At 72.6% G+C, this 21303-nt stretch carries 16 protein-coding genes; 10 read left to right on the plus strand and 6 right to left on the minus strand.

The annotated features are described in order from the left end of the window. Nucleotides 1-93 precede the first annotated feature (93 nt). The 3 genes from K7862_RS07100 (at nucleotide 94) to K7862_RS07110 (ending at nucleotide 3649) form a co-directional block, all read left to right on the plus strand. The gene (locus K7862_RS07100) at nucleotides 94-1770 is read left to right on the plus strand and encodes a phytoene desaturase family protein (protein WP_222961576.1); all 1677 of its coding nucleotides are present in this window, start codon (nucleotides 94-96) and stop codon (nucleotides 1768-1770) included. Between the two features lie 122 nt (nucleotides 1771-1892). Further along, the gene (locus K7862_RS07105) at nucleotides 1893-2864 is read left to right on the plus strand and encodes an ATP-binding cassette domain-containing protein (protein WP_222961577.1); all 972 of its coding nucleotides are present in this window, start codon (nucleotides 1893-1895) and stop codon (nucleotides 2862-2864) included. Then, nucleotides 2861-3649, plus strand: coding sequence for an ABC transporter permease (locus K7862_RS07110; protein ID WP_222961578.1), 789 nt, complete (start codon nucleotides 2861-2863; stop codon nucleotides 3647-3649). The genes K7862_RS07105 and K7862_RS07110 overlap by 4 nt, the downstream gene beginning before the upstream one ends. Before the next feature lie 114 nt (nucleotides 3650-3763). On the opposite strand, the gene K7862_RS38180 is transcribed toward K7862_RS07110, so the two are convergent. Beyond that, nucleotides 3764-6511, minus strand: coding sequence for a ferritin-like domain-containing protein (locus tag K7862_RS38180; protein ID WP_222961579.1), 2748 nt, complete (start codon nucleotides 6509-6511; stop codon nucleotides 3764-3766). 408 nt (nucleotides 6512-6919) lie between these two features. Here K7862_RS38180 and K7862_RS07120 point away from each other — a divergent pair, with 408 nt between their 5' ends. The 3 genes from K7862_RS07120 to K7862_RS07130 all read left to right on the plus strand — a co-directional run bounded on the left by K7862_RS07120 (nucleotide 6920) and on the right by K7862_RS07130 (nucleotide 11266). After that, nucleotides 6920-8950 (plus strand): glycosyl hydrolase family 95 catalytic domain-containing protein, encoded by a 2031-nt coding sequence (locus K7862_RS07120; protein ID WP_222961580.1) that lies wholly within the window; start codon nucleotides 6920-6922, stop codon nucleotides 8948-8950. A gap of 251 nt (nucleotides 8951-9201) precedes the next feature. Next, on the plus strand, nucleotides 9202-10740 hold the full coding sequence (locus K7862_RS07125) for a tryptophan halogenase family protein (protein ID WP_222961581.1): 1539 nt from the start codon (nucleotides 9202-9204) through the stop codon (nucleotides 10738-10740). Then, the gene (locus tag K7862_RS07130) at nucleotides 10733-11266 is read left to right on the plus strand and encodes a flavin reductase family protein (protein ID WP_222961582.1); all 534 of its coding nucleotides are present in this window, start codon (nucleotides 10733-10735) and stop codon (nucleotides 11264-11266) included. Before K7862_RS07125 ends, K7862_RS07130 begins: the two co-directional genes overlap by 8 nt. A 50-nt stretch (nucleotides 11267-11316) precedes the next feature. On the opposite strand, the gene K7862_RS07135 is transcribed toward K7862_RS07130, so the two are convergent. Next, nucleotides 11317-11904, minus strand: coding sequence for a DUF3995 domain-containing protein (locus K7862_RS07135; RefSeq protein ID WP_222961583.1), 588 nt, complete (start codon nucleotides 11902-11904; stop codon nucleotides 11317-11319). Nucleotides 11905-12033: 129 nt separating this feature from the next. Further along, a complete protein-coding gene (locus K7862_RS07140; RefSeq protein ID WP_222961584.1) occupies nucleotides 12034-13245 on the minus strand; it encodes a macrolide family glycosyltransferase in 1212 nt (403 codons plus the stop codon). Between the two features lie 190 nt (nucleotides 13246-13435). Between K7862_RS07140 and K7862_RS07145 the strand changes: the two genes are divergently transcribed. The 4 genes from K7862_RS07145 (at nucleotide 13436) to K7862_RS07160 (ending at nucleotide 17749) form a co-directional block, all read left to right on the plus strand. Continuing rightward, a complete protein-coding gene (locus K7862_RS07145; protein WP_222961585.1) occupies nucleotides 13436-15385 on the plus strand; it encodes an ABC1 kinase family protein in 1950 nt (649 codons plus the stop codon). A gap of 108 nt (nucleotides 15386-15493) precedes the next feature. Further along, entirely contained in the window at nucleotides 15494-15700 is a 207-nt protein-coding gene (locus tag K7862_RS07150) for an MbtH family protein (protein ID WP_222961586.1), read from the plus strand. Between the two features lie 493 nt (nucleotides 15701-16193). Beyond that, complete coding sequence (locus K7862_RS07155; protein ID WP_222961587.1) at nucleotides 16194-16784, plus strand: helix-turn-helix transcriptional regulator; 591 nt, start codon at nucleotides 16194-16196, stop codon at nucleotides 16782-16784. Nucleotides 16785-16897: 113 nt separating this feature from the next. After that, nucleotides 16898-17749, plus strand: a complete 852-nt coding sequence (locus tag K7862_RS07160) for a helix-turn-helix transcriptional regulator (RefSeq protein ID WP_222961588.1) — start codon at nucleotides 16898-16900, stop codon at nucleotides 17747-17749. A gap of 24 nt (nucleotides 17750-17773) precedes the next feature. Here the strand turns inward: K7862_RS07160 and K7862_RS07165 are convergent, their stop codons facing one another. The 3 genes from K7862_RS07165 to tdh all read right to left on the minus strand — a co-directional run bounded on the left by K7862_RS07165 (nucleotide 17774) and on the right by tdh (nucleotide 21105). Next, nucleotides 17774-18763, minus strand: a complete 990-nt coding sequence (locus tag K7862_RS07165) for a LysR family transcriptional regulator (protein ID WP_222961589.1) — start codon at nucleotides 18761-18763, stop codon at nucleotides 17774-17776. Nucleotides 18764-18767: 4 nt separating this feature from the next. Further along, the gene (locus tag K7862_RS07170; RefSeq protein WP_222961590.1) at nucleotides 18768-19967 is read right to left on the minus strand and encodes a glycine C-acetyltransferase; all 1200 of its coding nucleotides are present in this window, start codon (nucleotides 19965-19967) and stop codon (nucleotides 18768-18770) included. A gap of 109 nt (nucleotides 19968-20076) precedes the next feature. Then, the gene (tdh, locus tag K7862_RS07175; RefSeq protein ID WP_222961591.1) at nucleotides 20077-21105 is read right to left on the minus strand and encodes an L-threonine 3-dehydrogenase; all 1029 of its coding nucleotides are present in this window, start codon (nucleotides 21103-21105) and stop codon (nucleotides 20077-20079) included. Between the last annotated feature and the right edge of the window lie 198 nt (nucleotides 21106-21303).

Raw genomic sequence — 21303 nt, forward strand, 5'->3', positions numbered from 1 at the left:
CAACCTGGCAACTTCCGGTCAACGCACCGTCCGTCGGGCGGGATCGGCACCACGGTGTCCAACAGTCGCGAGAAGAGAAACGGGGAAGCCTGAATGTCGGACCGAGAAAAGTGGGATGCGATCGTCGTCGGTTCCGGGCTGGGCGGACTGGTGTGCGCGGCCTATCTGGCCGTCGGCGGCCACCGGGTCCTCGTCCTGGAGCAGCACGACGTCGCCGGCGGGAACAGCCATGTGTTCCGCCGCCGCCGCAAGTACGAGTTCGACGTCGGCGTGCACTACCTCGGCGACTGCGGGCCGGAGGGCATCCTGCCGGCGATCTTCGCGGGGCTCGGTCTCGACAAGCGGGTCCAGTACCGGCCGATGGACCAGGACGGGTTCGACCGCATCGTCATCCCCGGCCTCACGATGGACATGCCGGCCGGTTGGTCCGCCTACCGGGCGCGGCTGAAGCAGGCGCTTCCCACCGACGGGCCCGGCCTCGACCGGTTCGTCGACGTCATCGCCGGGCTCGGCGAGGAGATGCGGCAGGCGCTGCTGTCGCCGAACGACCTGACCATCACCGAACTCGTCGCGCGGACGCCCGTCACGGTGCAGTGGGGCCGCCGGACGCTCACCGAGCTCTTCGACCACTGCGGCCTGTCGCAGCGCGCCCGGACGGTGCTGGCCGCCCAGTCGCCGAACTACGGCATGGGCCCGGACCAGGCGAGCGTCACCATGCACGCCACGGTCACCGACCACTACGTCCGGGGCGCCTACTACCCGGAGGGCGGCGGCCAGACGCTGGCGGCCGGGCTGGTGGAGACCATCGAGGCGCACGGCGGTGAACTGCGCACCCGCTGCCGGGTCGAGCGCATCCTGGTCGAGGACGGCAAGGTGACCGGCGTCGGCCTGGAGGGCGGCGGCATCCTCCACTCCCCGCTGGTGGTCTCCAACGCGGACTACCGCCGCACCGTGCTGGACCTGGTCGGCCCCGAGCACTTCCCCCGCCGGCTGGTGGCCAAGACCACCGACGCCACGATGGGCCTGCCCTTCGCCACGCTGTACGTCGCGCTGGACATGGAGCTGCCGCCGCGCCCGAACGCCAACCTGTGGTGGTACCGCGGCGACGACATCGGCGCCTACTACGACGGCCTGGCCACCAGCGAACTGGACCCGGTGGACTTCCTGTTCGTGTCCTTCGCGTCGCTCAAGGACCCGGGGTCGCGGACCGTGTGCCCGCCGGGGCACACCAACTTGCAGGTGATGACGCTCTGCCCGTCCAGCTACGACCGCTGGGGCGTGACGAACGGTCCCGCGGACGGCGAGCGCTACCGCCGCAGGACCGTCTACAAGGAGCAGAAGGCCCGGCTGACCGAAGCGATGCTGACCGCCGCCGAGGAGGCCATCGGGCCGTTCCGCGACCACATCGTGCACCTGGAGGCCGCCACGCCCCTGACGCACGAGCGCTACACCCTCTCCACCGGCGGCACCCCGTTCGGCCTGGCGGACTGGGGTGGTTCCGGCAGCCGCCCGGACACCCGCACCTCCGTCGGCGGGCTCCACGTCGTCGGCGCCAACACCCGGTACGGCAGCGGCATCACCGGCGTCGCGGTGGGCGGCATCGCCTGCGCCTCGCAGATCCTCGGCCGCCGGCTGATGCACGAGGTCCACAGCGGCGCCGTCCTGGGCGACGCGGACCTGCTGCCCGAGCGCCCCGAGGACTGGGACCCGCTCGCCGTCTCCCGCGGTACCGGGCGCCGTTCCGCCCGCGGCCTGGCCCGGATCGGCTGACCCGGTCCGGCCTCCCGGTGCGGGCCGCGACGCCGGTCCGCACCACGCACGTTCCCAACGACGCAGCGCCCGGCGTCCTCAACGGGCGGCATCCATCGGACACTTCCCGTGAGGTGGGGCACATGAACGACCTTGCCATCGAGGCAGCAGGACTACGCAAGAAGTACGGCGACCACCAGGCGCTGTCCGGCATCGATCTGTCGGTGCCGGCCGGCACCGTCCTGGGCGTGCTGGGCCCCAACGGCGCCGGCAAGACCACGGCGGTCCGGATCCTGGCGACGCTGCTGGAGGCGGACGAGGGCCGGGCCACGATCGCCGGCTACGACGTCGCCCGCGACCCGCAGGAGGTCCGCAAGCGGATCGGCCTGGCGGGGCAGTACGCGGCCGTCGACGAGCTGCTCACCGGCCGGGAGAACCTGACCCTGATCGGGAAGCTGCACCGGCTCGGCCGCAACGGCGCCAAGGCGCGCGCCGCCGAGCTGCTGGACCGCTTCGAGCTGACCGACGCCGCGGACCGGGAGGTCAAGACGTACTCCGGCGGCATGCGCAGGCGGCTGGACCTGGCGGCCTGCCTGCTCGGCGAGCCGCAGGTGCTGTTCCTGGACGAGCCGACCACCGGCCTCGACCTGACCAGCCGGATGACGCTGTGGCAGACGGTCCGCGAGCAGGTCGCCGCCGGCGTGACCGTGCTGCTGACCACGCAGTACCTGGAGGAGGCGGACCACCTCGCGGACCGGATCGCCGTGATCGACAAGGGCACGGTGATCGCCGAGGGCTCGCCCGACGAGCTCAAGACGAAGGTCGGCGGCGAGCGCCTGGAGGTGACGGTCGCCGACCGGACCGTGCTGGCCGAGACGGCGCGGGTGCTCGGCAAGATCGCGACGGCCGAGCCGTCGGTGTCCGAGGACGACCGGATGGTGTCCGCGGCGGTGGACGCCGGTATCGACACCATCGCCGAGGCGGCCGCCGCCCTGCGCGAGGCCGGCATCAAGGTGACCGACTTCGCGATGCGCCGGCCGTCGCTGGACGACGTGTTCCTGAGCCTGACCGGCCACACCAGCACCACGACCGAGGAAGAGGAGACGGCGGCATGAGCGACCTGGCGTACGACACCATGGCGCTGACCGGGCGCCACATGCGGCACATCGCCCGCGTCCCGGAGAAGCTGATCGGCGTGACCGTCGGCCCGGTCGTGCTGGTGCTGGTCTTCGGCTACCTCTTCGGCAGCGCGATGTCGGTGCCGGGCGTGCACTACCGCGAGTACATCATGGCGGGCATCTTCACCCAGGTGATGTTCTCCGCGATCGGCACGAGCGCGGCCGGCGTGGCCGGGGACCTCAGCAACGGCCTCGTGGACCGGTTCCGTTCGCTGCCGATGTCGCGGTTCGCGGTGCTGCTCGGCCGGACCGTGTCCGACCTGCTGATGACGGCGCTGAGCTGCGTCGTGATGGCCGTGGTCGGCGCGCTCATCGGCTGGCGGGCGCACCACGGCGTGCTCAAGATCGCCGCGGGCTTCGCGCTGCTGCTGCTGCTCGGCTTCACCATGTGCTGGCTGGGCGCGCTGCTCGGTCTGGTGGTGCGCAGCCCCGAGGCGGTGAACTCGGTCGCGATGCTGCTGACGATGCCGTTCATCTTCCTGTCCAACGCGTTCGTGCCGCTGGACGGGCTGCCCAAGTGGCTGCAGGTGCTGGCCGAGTGGAACCCGATCAGCGCCGTCGTCGCCTCCTGCCGCAACCTGTGGGGCAACCAGGCGCAGGTGACCAGCCACGCGTTCCCGACGGACCACCCGGTCCTCGTCTCCTGCATCGTCCTGGGCCTGATGCTGGCCCTGGTGGTCCCGCTCACCGCGCGCGCCTACCAGCGGGCCGCGGCACGTTAGGCGTGGCGGGCCCGTCCCCGCTCCCGCGCCGGCGGCAGAAGGCCGGGCGGCCCCTGTGATCCAGGGACCGCCCGGCCTTCCGGTGTATGCGGCCGGCGCCGGCCGCCGGCGGGGTCAGGACCCGGTCGTCCCGGGCGACTGGAAGGCCGGGCCGAGCACCGTGCTCGCGCCCGCCGACGAGGGCGTCGCCACCAGGTTCTTCGCCAGGACCTGGACCTTCGACATCAGGCCGACGATGTTGTCCATCTCCTCGGGATGCCCGTCGACCATTCGCCCGAGCGCCCCCAGGAGGTTGGTGTAGGCGTCGTCGCAGAGCTGCGAGGCCCGCCGCTCGGGGGAGTCCGCCGGAAGGGCGTAGGTGTCCGCGTCGTCGATCACCGGGTACACGCCGTCCGGGTCGAAGGGGATCTCCGGGCCCTCGAAGACCCAGGCGCCCTTGGCGTTCCTGACCAGCTCGTGGCCCTTCACGATCTCCTCGAACCGGTAGTAGTGGCCGAGTTCGTGCGCCGCGGAGGTGTGCCCGATGTCGGTCGGCGTGCCCTCGCCCTGCTCGATGATCTGGTAGACGGCCAGCAGCGCGGAGCGCTTGTCGGTGATCTGGTACAGCGTCTGGGGGGCGTCGGGCCAGGACACCTGGCGGGCCGGGTCGCCGGTGAACAGCGTGCCGCCGTGGTCGAGCCGGACGATCGCCCGGGCGATCTGGTTGTAGAGCCAGCCGATCGTCTGCGGCTTGTGCTCGGCCCGGACGAACCACCGCTCCAGGGTGTCCATCGCCTTGGGGTCGGCCGACAGCACCCGGCCCCGGTGGTCCAGCCGGGCGCTGTCCGGGCTGATGACGGCGCCCTTGAACACCTCGCCGTCCACCACCGGGTACTCCGGCTGCTCGATGGCCATGAACACGTCCTTGACGTGCTCCAGGGACAGCCGGCGCAGCCTGACCTGGAGGTCGGGCAGGACCGGCCCCGGCAGCTTGCCCGGGTAGGTGGGCACCCGGGCGGGGCGCCCGATCCGCGGCGTGCCGCCCACGGCGTTCAGCAGGTTGCACACCTGCGCCATGTGCTGCATCTCCTCCAGGACCACGCCGCGGATCAGCTCGGCGATCCTGACGTTGCGGTCCGGCTTGATGGAGATCAGCGCCGCCAGGTACGGCGGGATGGTCGCGAGCTCCACCAGCGCCGCCTGCTGCAGGACCTGGCGCAGGTCGTCGACGGTGGCGATCTCGAGCAGCGGTGGGGCCGGTGCGGTGTTCAGCCAACTCACGATCATGTCTCGCTTTCCTGGGGAGAGGTCTCGGGTCACCGGCATGTGGTTGGGGGACTCCTGCGGGGCCGTCAGGGTGCGCCTGATGTAGGTGGCGTGCCGCAGCACGTGGTTGTAGTTCCCGAGGTCGAGGATGTCCCGCATGACCGGGTAGAGGTTGGCGTACTGCCGGAAGACGGGCTCCACGTCGCGCACCCACGTCGGGCGTTCCGGCGCCCGGTACACGTCGAACACCCGGAAGTGGATCTGCCCGTCCGGCTCGCCCGGGCGGCGCACCGAGCCGTAGGCCACCTGCGCGAGGTCGCCGTCGATGTAGCCGCGGGGGTTGCCGGGGTCCTGGCAGGTGAAGGTCAGCGTGGCGCGGCCGGCCGCGTCCGTCACCACCTCCTCCGGCAGGGTCAGCGCCTTGCCGGGGCTGACCGGGGTGAAGGAGATGCGCAGCCCGGCGGCCGGTTTGCCGTACCGGGTGGCGTACACCGGGGCCGAGCCCGACTCGCCCGCGCCGGTGCCCGCGTAGAGCTTCTGCACGCTCCCGTCGACGTGGATCCAGGTGGCGTCCGCGTTCTCGCTCAGCACGGGCGCCGCCGCGTCCGAGCCGTCGACGAGGGCGAGCCGGTGTCCGCCGGCGAGCGCCACCTGGTCCGGGGTCAGCCGGGCCGTCGCGATGCCCGCGTCGCGCTCGTAGAAGTCCGCGTCGCCCAGGCCGGCGAGCGGGGCCAGCACGGTCGGCTTGTCCGCGTCGTCGAGCACGGCCAGCCGCAGTTCCCCGACGTCCGTGAGCGGACCGTTGGGCTCGGTCGTCGGAACGCTGTTGCCGAGGTCGACGAAGACCGTGCCGGTCGCGTCGTCGATCCGGAAGCACGCGTCGGACAGCGGCCCGCCGTCGCCCACCTTGCGCAGCCGGCGGCCGGCCACGAACCGCTGGGGTTCGCCGGAGCGGTACGGTCCGATGGCGCCCACGATGCGTCCGAACGTCGTCCGGTCCGACGGGCCCGCGAAGCCCAGCTCCACGGAGTCCATCGCGAACCTGATGGACAGCCGGCCCTCCTCGGTGCGGGCGCGCAGCGCGGCCAGCACCGGGGAGTCGAGGTCGTCGGCCCACTCCAGGCCGGTCAGCACCGACTGGTAGGCGCCGGCCGGGTACGGCACGCCGCCGGCGCCCATCGACCGCAGCCAGATGTCCTCCACCGCCGTGGTGAGGACCTCCGCGCGCAGCACCTGGCGGCCCGACGCGTCGAGCAGCCGCGGCCGCATCGCGTACAGCTCGGTGATGAGCTGGTCGGACGGGTCGAGGTCGACGAACTTGCCGTTGGTGCGGACGTCGTCGTCGACCAGCCGGCCGCCGACCAGGCCGTCCTCGCGGGCCTCGGTGGCCCGCGTGCCGTCCGGGGAGTGGCAGCTCGTCACGCGGACGTCGGTCAGGCGGATGTCGCCCGTTCCGCCCGGGTTCCACCACCCGTTGACGTCGGGGAGCTGCATGGCGCGGGCCAGGCGGGGCTCCCAAAGGTCACTGTCGAAGTACTCCGGCGTGTTGTTGGCGGTCGGCACATCGGCCTGGAAGGTCCCCGCGAAATTCAGCCGGGGATACCCGAGATAGGACACGGCTCTCTTCTCTCCGAGCGAGCGACGGGTGTGCGCACGGACGGGCGGAGACCGGATGCCGGTCCCCCCGCGGCCGTGGTCGTTCCCGGTGGTCACGTCCCGATCGCCACCAGCACGAACGCACTCGTCGACGACCTGCGGACCGACGCGGACCGGCTCACGCGAGAGTAGGGAGAAGCGTCCCCGGCGGCCCCCGCGCTGTCCGCTAGCTGCCAGCCGCCGCGCCGCGGCGGCCGCCCGCGCCGGGCTCCGGGCCACTTGCGGTCAGCCGCCGGTGAGCGGCCGGTCGGCGCGGTGCGGCTGTGGTGCACTGCGCACCGGCGGCGGCAGTGCTTCGCCGTCGCACTGGTTCCGGCACCTTCACCAGCACCGCCGACATCCCGGTGCGCCGACGAGGAGACGACAGCAGTGAATGCCGAGCTCGGGAGAAGGACGTTCATCCGCACCGCGGCCGCCACCGGCGTCGCGGCGGCCGGCACGACGTGGGCGGCGGAGGCGGCCTCGGCCGCTCCGGGCGGCCCGAACGGCGGGGCCACCGGATCCGCCGCAGGACCGGGCGCGCACGAGAGCGCGCTGCGGGACGCCCGGATGGTGTGGTCCCAGGCGCCGCGCGACCGCTCCGGCGCGCCGTTCCTCGGCGACAACGCGCTGGCCGTGCAGGTCTTCCTGCGGCCGGACGGGAAGGCACTGCGGTTCTCCCTCGGCACCGCCGGACCCGGCTGGGACAGCGCCCCCGCCTTCCTCGATCTGGTGCCGGCCGGTGCGGTGACCTCGGTGCGGCTGGAGCTCGACCTGTGGAACGCCGAGCTCACCGGGATGGTCGGCACGACATCCGGGGCGGTGGCGGTCCGCGCCTTCGTCCCCCGCGGCCGCGGCGTGCTGCTGGTCACCTCGACCGCCGCCGGCGGCGAGCGGACCGTGCGGTACGCGACCGGCCCGGAGGGCGCCGCGGGCTCCGGAGTGACGCGGGCGGTCCGGCAGTCCGGCACCCGCGCGGTGGTCACCGCCACTGCGGGCCCCGGCGACGTCCGGGCGGCCCTGGAGGCGGGAGAGGCCGCGCTGACCGGCGACCACCGCGCCTGGTGGCACGCCTTCTACTCGCGCAGCCACCTGTCCGTGCCGGACCGCACCGTGCAGCGCTTCCACTGGCTCCAGCTCTACACCGCCGCCGCCCTGCTGTCGCCGCGCGCGCCGCTGGCGGCCAGCGCGCCCACCCTGCTCAACCGGTCCGCCCACACCGGCCTCGGCGGCGCCGCGGCCGCGGCCGCCGGCGGGGGGCTGCCGCCCGGCACCGGGCACCTCAACTGGGCCACCCCGGGGGCGGGTTCGAAGGCCGGCCCGTCGGAGAACCTGCTCCTCGCCTGGGGTGTGCCGCAGGCCTGGGACGCCTACCGGCACACGGGCGACGAGAACGTCCTGCGCGAGGTGCTGCACCCGCTGCTGCGCAAGGCCGTCGGCTTCTACGCGGGCTATCTCGTCCCGGGCGCGGACGGCCACCTCCACCTCCCGGCGACGTACTCCCCCGGCTACGGCGACGTCGTCGACGCCACCCACGACCTGGCGCTGCTGCGCTGGGCCGCCGCCGCCCTGGTCGAGTCGACCCGCCGCCTGGGCCTGTCCGATCCCGGCCTGAAGCGCTGGCAGGACGTGGCCGCGCGCCTCGCGCCCTACCACCAGGACGCCGACGGGGTCGCGGTGGGCGCCGGGGTCCGGCTGTCGCGCTCGCACGCGCGCGCCGGCCACCTGCTGTGGCTGTTCCCGCTGTACGAGAAGCGGTGGAGCCGTCCGGACGACCGCGCGCTGATGACCAGCAGCTTCGACCACTGGGCGAGCATGCGCCAGGACTGGGACGGCCGGTCCTACGCGGTCGGCGCCTCCATGGCCGCGGCCGTCCACCGGGGCGGGGAGGCGCACACGCTGCTGCGCCGTCTGCTCGACGGCGAGCCGACGGGCCTGACGGGCCTGCTGCCGAACGCGATGGGCCGCGCCAAGGACGGGACGAGCGACCTGGCGACCTCGTTCGCCGCCGGACAGGCCGTCCTGGACCTGCTGGTCGCCGGTGACCCGGACGTTGTGGACGTCTTCCCGGGCGTCCCGGACGAGTGGGCCGACGCCTCGGTCTTCGGACTGCGGGCACCCGGGGCGTTCGTGGTGGACGCCGCCCGGTCGCGGGGACGCACCGACTGGGTGCGGGTCGGCGGAGCGGCCGGCCGCACCCTGACGCTGCGTCACGGCGTCGAGGCCGACGTCGACATCCGCGTCGAGAAGGCGGGCACGAGCCGCCCGGCGGACGCCCGGAGCACCGCGCCCGGCACCTGCGTGCTGCGCCTGGACGCCGGCGAGAGCGTCGTGGTCGCCCGCCGTGGCGCGGTCCCCGGGGAGGCGGCGCAGGAGGTGCCGGCGAACGGCGGCGGACGCCACTGGGGCGGAGCGCTCTGACCGCGGGCACGCAGCGGGAATGCAGCAACCGGACAAGCTGATGGCCGAATCCGGGCGCGGCCGGAAAAACACGGCACTGTATGGGCAGACGAAATCTCTGGTTTCGCCGTCCCCGCAGAGAGTTCACCCGCCCGCGTATTCGGTTGAACTCCGGTGCGCTTCCCGCAAGTCCGCACATGGGCCACCCGGTCGACGAAATTCCCCGCTCACCGGGAGAACCGGGTGTGCCACTCTTCAGAGAGGTTTCCGGAATGATCAATTCTGTGGTAATCGTCGGCGGCGGAACCGCCGGCTGGATGACTGCCTCCTATCTCAAGGCGGCCTTCTCGGACCGCGTCCAGGTGACCCTCGTGGAGTCCGAGAAGGTCTCCCGGATCGGGGTGGGCGAAGCCACCTTCAGCACCGTCCGGCACTTCTTCGACTTCCTCGGCCTCGACGAGGCCGACTGGCTGCCCAAGGCCGCCGGCGGCTACAAGCTCGGCATCCGCTTCGAGAACTGGAGCATCCCCGGCGAGCACTTCTACCACCCCTTCGAGCGGCTGCGGGTCGTCGACGGCTTCAGCCTCGCCGAGTGGTGGCTGGAACTGGGCGACCGCAGCAAGCCGTTCGACCAGCAGTGCTTCATCACCACGGCGCTGTGCGACAACAAGCGTTCCCCGCGCATGCTCGACGGCTCCCTGTTCGTCGCGGGCCTGGACGGCACACTCGGCAAGTCCACGCTGGCCGAGCAGCGCGCGCAGTTCCCGTACGCGTACCACTTCGACGCCGACAAGGTCGCCGAGTACCTGGCCGGCTACGCCACCCAGCGCGGCGTGCGGCGGGTGCTCGACAACGTCACCGGCGTCGAGCAGGACGAGCGCGGCTGGATCACCGCGGTGCGCACCGAGGCGAGCGGCGACCTGACCGGCGACCTGTACATCGACTGCACGGGCTTCCGAGGCCTGCTGATCAACCAGGCGATGGGCGCCTCCTTCGAGTCGTTCGCCGACGTGCTGCCCAACAACCGCGCCGTCGCGCTGCGGGTGCCGCGCGAGAACGCCAACGACATGGACCCGTACACCAGCGCCATCGCCATGAACGCCGGCTGGCGCTGGAACATCCCGCTGTTCCGCCGGGACGGCACCGGCTACGTCTACTCCGACGAGTTCATCAGCCCCGAGGAGGCGGAGGCCGAGCTGCGCGCCGCCGTCGGACCCGCCGCGGACGACGTGTCGGCCAACCACATCCGGATGCGCATCGGCCGCAACGACCGGGCGTGGATCAACAACTGCGTGGCCATCGGCCTGTCCTACGCGTTCGTCGAGCCGCTCGAGTCGACCGGCATCTTCTTCATCCAGCACGCCATCGAGCAGCTCGTCCGGCACTTCCCCGACGAGAACTGGGACCCGCAGCTGGCCGCGGACTTCAACGGCCGTGTGCACCGCGTCGTCGAGGGCGTCAAGGAGTTCCTGGTGCTGCACTACAAGGGGGCGCAGCGCGAGGACACCCCGTACTGGAAGGAGGCGAAGGTCCGCAAGGCGCCCGACGGGGTGCTGGAGCGCGTGGCGACGGCGTCCTCGCACCTGCTGGACTCCGAGACGATCTTCCCGCACTACCACGGCTTCGAGCAGTACTCCTGGAACGCGATGAACCTCGGCCTGGGCATCATCCCCGAGAAGGCGCGCCCGGCCATCCGGCACATGGACCCGGCCAACGCGCGGCAGGAGTTCGCCAAGCTGAAGGCCGAGGCGGACGCGATGGTGGCCGCGCTGCCCAGTTGCTACGAATACCTCGCCAGCATCAATGACTGACGTCGAACGGACGCACCAGGTGCCCGACCGGGCCCCTGCGGTCGACTTCCGCGATTTCATGAGCACTTTCTGCACCGGCGTCGCCGTGATCACCGCCTTCGACGACTCCGGCCGCCCCCACGGCCTGACCTGCACCTCGCTGGCCAGCGTCACCCTGGAGCCGCCCACGCTGCTGGTCTGCCTGCACGTGGCGACCGGCACGCTCGGCGCGGTGCTGGAGCGCGGCGCGTTCCTGGTCAACCTGATGGACGAGACGGGCAAGGCCGCCGCCCAGACCTTCGCCTCCCGCACCCCGGACCGCTTCGACCGCGTCGCCTGGCGGCCCGCGGCGCGCTCGGGCCAGCCGTGGCTGTTCGAGGACGCGTTCGCCGCGGCGGACTGCGAGGTCACCCGCACCACTCCGGTCGGGGACCACGTCGCCGTCTTCGGCCGGGTCGTCGAGGTGACGAGCCGGCCGGGCAACCCGCTGCTCTACGGCATGCGGCAGTTCTCCGGGTGGACGGACGACCGCTCGCCCGTCTCCTGAACGCGGCAGAGCCAGGCCGGGCGCCGCGGGCCCGGCCTGGCTCCTCGTGCTCAGACCGCGCTGTCCGGCCCGGCCGGGCCGGGCGTGGCGCGGCGGCGGGACCGGCGGTGGCAGATCGCCGCCAGGAGGAAGAGGATCCCGCCGAGGGTGAAGTACAGGTCGATCGACGTGCCGGACCAGATGGTGTAGGCCGACGGGTGGGCGACACCGAGTTCCTGCTTGTAGGTGAGCCCGGTCAGGCCGTTGCGCACCAGGCCCGTGCCGCGCAGGGAGGTGTCGAGCACCCCCGAGAAGCCGCGGACCATCAGGAGGACGCCGCCGATCCAGCAGCAGGCGGCGAGCACCCAGGCGGGGACCCGCCGGCCCCAGTCCTGGTAGAGCGCGAGCGGCACCACCGTGCCCGCGGCGAACATTCCGAACACGACGACCGAGAAGATCAGTTTCGCGAGGCTGTCGACTTTCGGCTGCGTTTCCGTGGCGTCACCGAAACCGAATGTCCCGCCGCACGCCCAGTAGACGTGAAAGGCGATGAACACCACGACCCAGACGAATGCGGCCCGACCTGCTTTCCGGAGCGCATCGGACGGGGGCGGGGTGACGACCTCGGGTGCGCGTTGTGTTTTCCAGGAAATACTCATGGGACGGACTTCTCCTTGCGGGCGCGTCATCACGCGGCGGGCACGGTTAACGAATTCATGAGAACCAGCGTGGCAGGTCCGCCGGGAACGGACGTCCTACTCCTGGATGATCCGCGTCAGACCGCAGAGTTATCTTGCGGCCGCCACGCGCGGAAGGCATTTCTCCACGACGTCGGCCGCGGCCCGCGCACCGCCCGCCGCGCGCATCGCCGTCCCCAGCGCGGCCAGCCGCTCCGCCACCGCGGGGTCGGCCGCCAGGGTGTCCACCGCCTCGCGCAGCCGCCGCGGCGTCAGGTCACCGGCCGTGAGCGTCACGCCGACGCCCAGCCGCTCCAGCGCCTCCGCGTTGTGGAACTGGTCGAAGAACTGCGGCACGGCGACCATGGGCACGCCGTGGTGCAGCCCCTCCAGCGTCGAGCCCATGCCCGCGTGGGTGATGAAGGCGGAGGCCTGCGCCAGCACGCTCACCTGCGGAACCGAGTCGTGCACCTCGAAGTTCGGCGGCAGCTCGCCGAGCACGCTCCGGTCGGTCATCCGGCCGGCCGCGAGCACCACCTGCCAGGGCGAGTCGCCGAACGCCTCGGCGGACGCCCGGCAGAACTCCGGGCCCATGTCGGCCACCGAGCCGACGCTGATCAGCAGGACCGGCCGGCCGTCGGCGGGCGCCTGCCAGCTCCCGTCGTGGGCACGCTCGTCGATGCACGGCCCGACGAAGGTGAAGCGGCCCTCGTCCAGCCGGTCGGCGTCGCGCTGGATCTCCCGCGGGATGGTCACCAGGTACGCGTCGGCCCGACCGCGGTAGACGAACTCGTCGATGCCCAGGCCGACTCCGCCGGCGTCCAGGAACTCCCGGAAGGCGCGGCGGTGTTCGGTCCACGCCGGATTGCCCTCCAGTGCCAGGCTGATCAGGTCCATCTCGTCCTCGGCGTCCGGCCCGAAGACGTGCGTCGGTGAGGTGCGCACCGACGGAATGCCCCAACGCCGCGCCAGGATCTGCGCGTTGAAGGACGCGTAGTCGAAGAGGAGCAGATCGGGGCGGTCCGCCCCGAAGGCCGCCGTCTGCTCCGGCAGCGAGGCGACGGCCTCCTGGAGGAACAGGTCGGACATGGCCACCGGATCGCCCAGCGGGTAGGTCTCGCCGCGCTGCGCGGACGGCAGCACGGAGGCGCACACGACGGGTGTCGCCCCCGCCGCGGCCACCCTCGGGGCGTACTCCGCGCAGGTGGCGTAGCTGACCCGGTGCCCGCGTGCGACGAGCTCGGAGACGATGGGCAGGGTCGGGTTGACGTGGCCGGAAGCCGGGATGGAGAAGACCGCGATATGGCTCGGAGGGGGCGTCATACCGCTTGTCTACCGCCGTCCCGACGTGGGGTGTCGAGCGCCGGGACAGGTTCCTGCCAAGCCCCCCGGGCCGGACCTGCGGTCCGTCTAGCGTGGGCCGGACCCCCGCGCGGCCACGACCGCGGACGAGCCGTCGCGCACCGAAGGCGCGCACGGGACAACGAAGCGGAACGGAGGTCGATCCGGGACCATGAAAGCGGCCGAGTTCGTCAGCGCGTCCCTCGTCCTCGTCCTGTTCGTCACGGCCTTCGCCGTGGGCGCGCGCCGGCTGCTGGGCGTGCGGACCGGCGCGCTGCGCACCCTGTTCACCGGGTTCGTGGGCATCGGCGGCCTGGCCGTCTTCAGCCTGGTCATGCAGCGGCCCGAGCAGCGCGGCGTGCTGACCGGGGTGCAGGTGGGCAGTTCGCTGCTGGTCGCGATGGGCTTCCTGGCCCTCTCCGAGGTGGTCGTCCCCAGCGGCTCGGCGCGTCCCACCGTGTGGCTGCGGAGCCTGCGCTCGCGCGTCGTGCGCAGCCGCCGCTACTCGCACATCAGCTCCATCGTCATCCGGCACGGGCTGCGCCCCTATCTGCACGGCCGCGACCGGCGGTCCCCCGGCTACGGCAGCCGCGGCGACCGGCTGGCGCGACCGCTGCGGCTGGCGCTGGAGGAGGCCGGGGCGACGTTCGTCAAGCTCGGCCAGATGCTCTCCACCCGCGACGACCTGCTGCCGCCGGCGTTCGTCGCCGAACTGAGCCGGCTGCAGTCCCAGGTGACGCCCGCGCCCTGGCCCGAGGTCGCGGCGGTGCTGCACGAGGCCTACGGCCGGCCGGTCGCCGAGGTGTTCGCCCACTTCGACGAGGTGCCGCTGGCCGCGGCCTCGGTGGCGCAGGTCCACCTGGCCCGGCTGCAGTGCGGCGAACCGGTCGTGGTCAAGGTGCAGCGGCCGGGCATCCGGCAGGTGGTCGAGCGCGACCTGGACATCATCTGCCGGCTCGCCGGGACGCTGGAGGAGCGCACCCACTGGGCCGCCTCGCTCGGCATGGCCGACCTCGCCGAGGGATTCGCCCGGTCGATGCACGAGGAGCTCGACTTCCGGGTCGAGGCGAAGAACCTGGCCACCATCGGCAACGCGTGGGCGCGCCGCCCCAAGGACCCGTTCGTCCGGCTGCCCTCGGTCCACGAGCCGCTGTCCGGTGAGCGGGTCCTGGTGCTGGAGCGCCTGCCGGGCCGGCCGCTCTGCTCGGCCGGCGCCCTGCTGGAGGACCCGGGTCTCGACCGCGCGGAGCTGGCCAGGGGCCTGCTGGCGAACATGCTGCGGCAGATCATGGCCGACGGCACCTTCCACGCCGACCCGCACCAGGGCAACGTCCTGCTCCTCGACGACGGCACCGTCGGCCTGGTGGACTTCGGCTCGGTCGGCCGGGTGGACAGCCGGCTGCGGGCCGCCCTGCTGCGGCTGATCGCGCTGGTGCGCCTCGGCAACGCCACCGCGCTGTGCGACGCGCTGCTGGAAGTGGTCGACCGCCCCGAGGACCTGGACGAACAGGCCCTGGAACGCGCCGTGGGCCGCTTCATGGCCCTGCACTTCGCTCCCGGCAGCACCCCCGACTCCCAGGTGTTCGTCGCCCTCTTCCGGATGGTGGCCGCGCACGGGCTGAAGATCCCGCCGGAGATCGCCGCCGTCTTCCGGGCGCTGGCCACACTGGAGGGCACGCTGACCCGGATCTCGCCCGGCTTCGACATGGTCGCCGAGTCGCAGGACCTGGTGGCGGAGCAGCTCGTGGGCGGCGGGGCGGCCGCCGCCCGCGCCACGCTCGGCGCCGAACTCGCCGGAGCCGTCTCGGTACTGCGGCGGCTGCCCCGCCGGCTGGACCGGATCACCGGCGCGCTGGAGCAGGGCCGGCTGTTCGTGGGCGTGCGGATGTTCGCCGACCCGCGGGACCGGCAGTACGTCCGCTCGCTCGTGCACGACGTGCTGCTCACGCTTCTCGGTGCCACCACCGGGGTCATGGGCACGGTGCTGCTGAACGTCGGGCGGGGCCCGATGGTGACCCCGGCGATCAGCTTCTGCGCGTTCCTCGGCTACCACCTGCTGCTGGTCTCCGCGGTCCTCATCCTGCGCGTGCTGTTCTCCGTCTCCCGCCCCCGGCGGCAGTGACGGCCGGCCGGTGACAGCTACCTGTTGCCGGGCTTGTCGGCTCCGGTGGCCGCTGGTTTGTATGGGACGTCTCCAGCACCACCGCGATCGACGCCGAGGGGAATACCTGTGAGCAATCCATTCGAGGACGAGGACGGCTCGTTCTACGTCCTGGTGAACGACGAACTCCAGCACTCACTGTGGCCGTCCTACATCGAGGTGCCGGCCGGCTGGCGGGTGGCCTTCGGCGAGGCGCCCCGCGCCGCGTGCCTGGACCACATCAACGAGAACTGGACGGACATGCGTCCCAAGAGCCTGCAGGACGCCATGGGCTGACGCCGAGGCGGCCGCCGGCGCCATCGGCGGACGGCGGCCACCGAATTGTTCCGCTGTTCACTTTCCCGTTCACCATCCCCGCCACCCGCAATGCCGGCTACAGGAAACTGCCAAACGGGACGCCGTCTCGTTGACTCGGCCGAGGGGTGGGGGATAATCACGTCCGGCAGGCATGCGACGGCGCCGCTACCGTCCGGGACAGGGGACTTGTCCGGCGGGGCGTTCAACCGGTCCGCGGGAACCCGGTAAAGGCCGGAGTTCCCGAGATTTCGCTTGTATCAGTCACGGGGGCAACGTGGTCATCAATGCGACTTTACCTGCGCGCGTCCATACGCGTGAGGACGAGGACAACGACGGATTCGAACGGAGACTTCTGGAGGCGCGGTCCCTCATAGATTCGACCGTCATTGCTTATCGCTCCATTTCGGCGCAGCCCACCGCATCCGAGCGGGAATCGGGCCACCCCGCGAGCGACAGCCCGGTCCTGCGGCTCATGAGCGGCGCCTGCCGGCGCGTCAGCGTGACCGTGTCGGGCGACGCCGCTCAGGCCACCGAACTGGCGGCCGCGCTCGTCCGGCACTGCCGGGAGGGCGACCGTTCCGTCGCCATCCGGCTGCTGTGCACCCCCAGGGCGCTGGACACCCCGCTCGTGCGCCACATCGTGCCGCGCATCGTGAACTGCGAAGTCCGGGTCACCGAGGTCGAGCTGGACGAGGCCCTGGTGATCGACGGCCGGGTCGCCGTGGTCCGGCCGGCGCAGGAGAGCGACACCCGCAGCCGGGTGATGGAGGACCCCGCCGCGGCCAGGACGCTCGAACTGCTCCTCGCCTGCGCCTGGCGCGGAGCCGTGCTCCTGGACGACTACGAACGGCTCGGCGGCCACCTGAACGCCGAGCTGCGCCAGCGCGTCCTGGAGCGCCTCTACTCCGGGTGCACCGACGCCGACGCGGCCCGGGAGATGAAGGTCTCACTGCGCACCTACCGCCGGCACGTCGCGAAGATCATGCGCGACCTCGGGGTGAACTCGCGATTCCAGGCCGGAGTCCGGGCAGCGGAGTTCAACCTGCTGCCCGAGTGCGGCTGACCCGAACCAGCCCGCCGGCGACCCGCCGGGCTCAGCCGGTCACCCCCGGCCCCCCGGCGACCGCCAGCACCACCGCCACCACCGTCCCGACAACGCGGCGCAGGGAGCAGGGTGTGAACGACTGGACCACGACGGAACTCGACAGGGACCGCGCCCCGGGGCAGCCGCCCGGCACGGACGGCCGGCCCGGCGACATGAACGACGACTTCGAGCGGGACCTGCTGAAGGCCCGCGCGCTCATCGAGCGCACCATGGCGAACTACCGCGACCAGCTCGACAGGGACGCCCAGGTCAGCGAGATCAGACCCGGGGGCGGCCGGGTGGCCTCCTCGGCCCGGAAGCTGATCGGGGAGGCCACGCACTCGGTCGACATCCTGCTGTCCGGCTCCCCGGACGTGACCCGCGCGGTCAACACGGCCGTTGACGACCTGCTCACCGCGGACGCCGGGCACATCACCGTCCGCATGCTGTGCACCCGCCACACCCTGGACCCGCGGCTGGCGGAGCGCTTCTCCGGGGCCAGCGGGCCGCTGCGGATGCGGGTCTTCGTGATCTCCCCGCTGACCGCGGTGATCGTCGACCGCCGCAAGGCGCTCGTCTGCGCGGAGTCCGCGGTCGGCGTCCGTGCCTCGGTGATCCGGTCGGCCTCCATGATCCGGACCCTGGGCTCGCTGTCCGACACCATCTGGAAGAGCGCGACGGTCACCGGGGACCGCATCAGCCTCGGCGACCGGGCCCGCTCCGACACCGTCCGGCAGGTCCTCAGATGCCTGCGGCTGGGGCTCACCGACGACGTCGCCGCCCGCGAGCTGTCGGTCTCGGTGCGCACCTACCGGCGCTACGTGGCCGACATCATGGCGCTACTCGGGGCCAACTCCCGTTTCCAGGCGGGTGCGCACGCCTCCCAGCGGGGCCTGCTGGAACCGGCCGGGCCCGACGTTCCGGCCCCGGCGTCCTTCCCGTAGCCGCCCGGGCCGGCGCGGGCGCGGTCAGCCCGTCGCGGACGGCGCCGCCGCCGCGGCCCGGGGAGGCGGCGGCACGGCGCCGTCGGCCGGGCCCGCGGGGCCGGCCGGGGGGATGGCGCCGGCCGCGGTGCGCAGAGCCTCGAGGACGGGCCGCAGCAGCGGGTGCTCCTCGGACCCGCGGCGGATCGCGGCGAACACCCGGCGGGTGGCGACGACGCCGTCGACGGGACGCACCACGGCCTGCGACAGGTCCATGTCCCGCAGCGCGGAACGCGGCACGAGCGCGACGCCCGCACCGGCGGCGGCCAGCGTCACCACCGCCCTGAAGTCGTCGGAGAAGTGTTCCAGGCGCGGCTGGAAACCCGCGTACTCGCAGGCCAGGACCATCACGTCATGGCAGGGGTTGCCCGCGTAGGGGCCGACCCAGGGGTCCTCGGCGAGCGCCGCGACCGGCACCGTCTCGGCGCCGGCGAGCGGATGGGTGCGGGGCAGCACCGCGTCGAACGGCTCGGCGTACAGCGGCACGCGCAGCAGCCGGCGGTCGTCGGGGCTCGGCGCGCCCCGGTACTCCACGGCCACCGCGATGTCGGCCTGCCCCTGCAGCACCATCGGCAGGCTCTCGTCGCCCTCGGCGTCCCGGGCCCGGACCCGGATCCCGGGCGAGGTCAGCCGCAGCGCGGCGATGGCCGGGGCGAGCACGACCGCGATCCCGGTCGCGAAGGAGGCGACCGTCACCTCACCGGCCGCGCCGGAGGTGTACGCCGCGATCTCCGCCTCGGCACGCGTGAGCTCGGCGAGCACCGCGCTGGCATGGCTGAGCAGGATCTCGCCGACGGGCGTGAGCCGCACACCCCGCTTGTCGCGTTCCAGGACCTTGTGGCCGGTCTCCTGCTCCAGCGAGGCGATCTGCTGGGAGACCGCGGAGGGCGTCAGGAAGAGCGCGGCGGCCGCGGCGGTGACCGTACCGTGGTCGGCAACGGCCTGCAGGGTGCGCAGCCGCCGTGCATCGATCACCCGTTCATCCTGCCAGATCCGCGCGGGCGGCGACGAACGCCTCCACGGCACGGTTGACGTCCTCGGTCGAGTGGGCGGCGGAGAGCTGGACGCGGATGCGGGCCTGTCCCTGCGGGACGACCGGGTAGGAGAACCCGACCGCGTACACACCCCGCTCCAGCAGCCGGTCGGCGAGCGCGGCGGCGGCCGCGGCGTCGCCGATCATGACCGGGACGATGGGGTGGTCGCCGGGGAGGATGTCGAAGCCCTCCTCGGCCATGCGGGAGCGGAACAGCGCGGTGTTCTCGGCGAGCCGGGCGCGCAGGTCGCCGGCCGACTCCAGCAGGTCGAGCACCTTCAGCGAGGCGCCCGCGATCACCGGGGCGAGGGTGTTGGAGAACAGGTACGGGCGCGAACGCTGGCGCAGCAGGGCGACGATCTCGGCGCGCGCGGCCACGTAGCCGCCGGAGGCGCCGCCGAGGGCCTTGCCGAGGGTGCCGGTGATGATGTCCACGCGGTCCATCACGCCGTGCAGCTCGGGGGTGCCGCGGCCGCCGGGGCCGACGAAGCCGACGGCGTGCGAGTCGTCGACCATGACCATGGCGCCGTACTGGTCGGCCAGGTCGCAGATCTCCCGGAGCGGCGCGACGTGGCCGTCCATGGAGAAGACGCCGTCGGTGACGACGAGCGTGCGGCGGGCGCCACCGGCCGACGCCTCCTTCAGCCGGGCCTCCAGGTCCGCCATGTCGCGGTTGGCGTACCGGAAGCGCCGGGCCTTGGACAGCCGGATGCCGTCGATGATCGACGCGTGGTTGAGGGCGTCGGAGATCACCGCGTCCTCGGCTTCCAGCAGCGTCTCGAAGACACCGCCGTTGGCGTCGAAGCACGAGGAGTAGAGGATCGTGTCCTCCTGGCCCAGGAAGCCCGAGATCCGCGCCTCCAGCTCCTTGTGCACCTCCTGCGTGCCGCAGATGAAGCGCACCGAGGCCATGCCGTAGCCCCAGCGGTCCAGGGCCGCGTGGGCGGCGGCGACCACGTCGGGGTGGTCGGCCAGGCCCAGGTAGTTGTTGGCGCAGAAGTTGAGCACCTCGCCGGGGCGGCCGCCCGCGGTGACGTTCACGGTCGCGGACTGCGGGGTGTCGATGACGCGCTCGGGCTTGTGCAGTCCGGCGTCCCGGATGCCGTCGAGGGTGCTGCGCAGGTCCGCGCGGACGGAGTCGAACATGGAGGGCTCCCTGGGTTGTGCCGGTCGGCGGGCGCTGTGGCGGTTTCGGGTACGGACTCAGCCGGTCCGCTCCGGGCGCGGACTCAGCCGGTCCGCTCCGGGTGCGGACTCACTCGGTCCAGTCGAGGATGACCTTGCCGCCGCGGCCGCCGGCCGCGTCGGCGAACGCGGCCTCGTGGTCGCGGTAGCCGTAGCGGCCGGTGATCACCGGGCTGAGGTCGAGGCCGCCCTCGAGCAGCACCGACATCGCGTACCAGGTCTCGAACATCTCGCGCCCGTACACGCCCTTGATGGTGAGCATGTTCGTGACGATCCGGGACCAGTCCACCGGGAACTCCTGCGAGGGCAGGCCCAGCATGGCGATCCGGCCGCCGTTCGTCAGGTTGGCGACGAGGTCGCGCATGGCCTCGGGGCGGCCGGACATCTCCAGGCCGATGTCGAAGCCCTCGCGCAGGCCCAGCACCCGCTGGCCCTCGGCGACCGTGGTCTCGGCCACGTTCAGCGCCAGGCTCACGCCGATCTTGCGGGCCAGCTCCAGGCGGTCCTCGCTGACGTCGGTGATGACGACGTTGCGGGCGCCGGCGTGCCGGGCCACCGCGGCGGCCATCAGGCCGATCGGTCCGGCGCCGGTGATGAGCACGTCCTCGCCGACGATCGGGAAGGACAGCGCGGTGTGCACGGCGTTGCCGAACGGGTCGAAGATCGCGGCCACGTCGAGGTCGACGGGCACCTTGTGCACCCACACGTTCGTCGCGGGCAGGGCCACGTACTCGGCGAACGCGCCGTCGCGGCCGACGCCCAGGCCCACGGTCGCCCGGCACATGTGACGGCGGCCGGCCAGGCAGTTGCGGCACTTGCCGCACACCAGGTGGCCCTCGCCGCTGACCCGGTCGCCGACGGCGATGTCCTCCACGTCGCGGCCGGTCTCGACGACCTCGCCGACGAACTCGTGGCCGACGATCAGCGGGGTGCTGATCGCCTGCTGCGCCCAGCCGTCCCAGGCACTGATGTGCAGGTCGGTGCCGCAGATTCCGGTCCTGAGCACCTTGATCAGGACGTCACCCGGGCCGATCTCCGGCTCCGCGACGTCCATGAGCCGCAGACCCGGCTCCGCCTTCTCCTTGACCAGCGCTTTCACCGACGCGTCTCCTGTACGAGAGGAAGCCCGGGGCGGTACGGGGGGATATGAGCCGGGCGGCACCACCCTGCCTCCGCTTCCGGGGTCCCGTCCATCGATGAATTCTTAAACCGGGCATTAGGGTGGCTTCACGCCGCGCCGGCCACCGGCCCGGCGTACTCCGGGCCGGGGCGCCGAGGGCACCCGGGCGGGTCGGGA

Source organism: Actinacidiphila acidipaludis (assembly GCF_019890725.1).
Lineage (GTDB): Bacteria > Actinomycetota > Actinomycetes > Streptomycetales > Streptomycetaceae > Actinacidiphila > Actinacidiphila acidipaludis.

Bases quoted from the DNA above. Each gene is read 5' to 3' on its own strand.
- K7862_RS07100 (WP_222961576.1), top strand. From the start codon at position 94: ATGTCGGACCGAGAAAAGTGGGATGCGATCGTCGTCGGTTCCGGGCTG.
- K7862_RS07105 (WP_222961577.1), top strand. From the start codon at position 1,893: ATGAACGACCTTGCCATCGAGGCAGCAGGACTACGCAAGAAGTACGGC.
- K7862_RS07110 (WP_222961578.1), top strand. From the start codon at position 2,861: ATGAGCGACCTGGCGTACGACACCATGGCGCTGACCGGGCGCCACATG.
- K7862_RS07125 (WP_222961581.1), top strand. From the start codon at position 9,202: ATGATCAATTCTGTGGTAATCGTCGGCGGCGGAACCGCCGGCTGGATG.
- K7862_RS07130 (WP_222961582.1), top strand. From the start codon at position 10,733: ATGACTGACGTCGAACGGACGCACCAGGTGCCCGACCGGGCCCCTGCG.
- K7862_RS07135 (WP_222961583.1), bottom strand. From the start codon at position 11,904: ATGAGTATTTCCTGGAAAACACAACGCGCACCCGAGGTCGTCACCCCG.
- K7862_RS07140 (WP_222961584.1), bottom strand. From the start codon at position 13,245: ATGACGCCCCCTCCGAGCCATATCGCGGTCTTCTCCATCCCGGCTTCC.
- K7862_RS07145 (WP_222961585.1), top strand. From the start codon at position 13,436: ATGAAAGCGGCCGAGTTCGTCAGCGCGTCCCTCGTCCTCGTCCTGTTC.
- K7862_RS07155 (WP_222961587.1), top strand. From the start codon at position 16,194: ATGAGCGGCGCCTGCCGGCGCGTCAGCGTGACCGTGTCGGGCGACGCC.
- K7862_RS07170 (WP_222961590.1), bottom strand. From the start codon at position 19,967: ATGTTCGACTCCGTCCGCGCGGACCTGCGCAGCACCCTCGACGGCATC.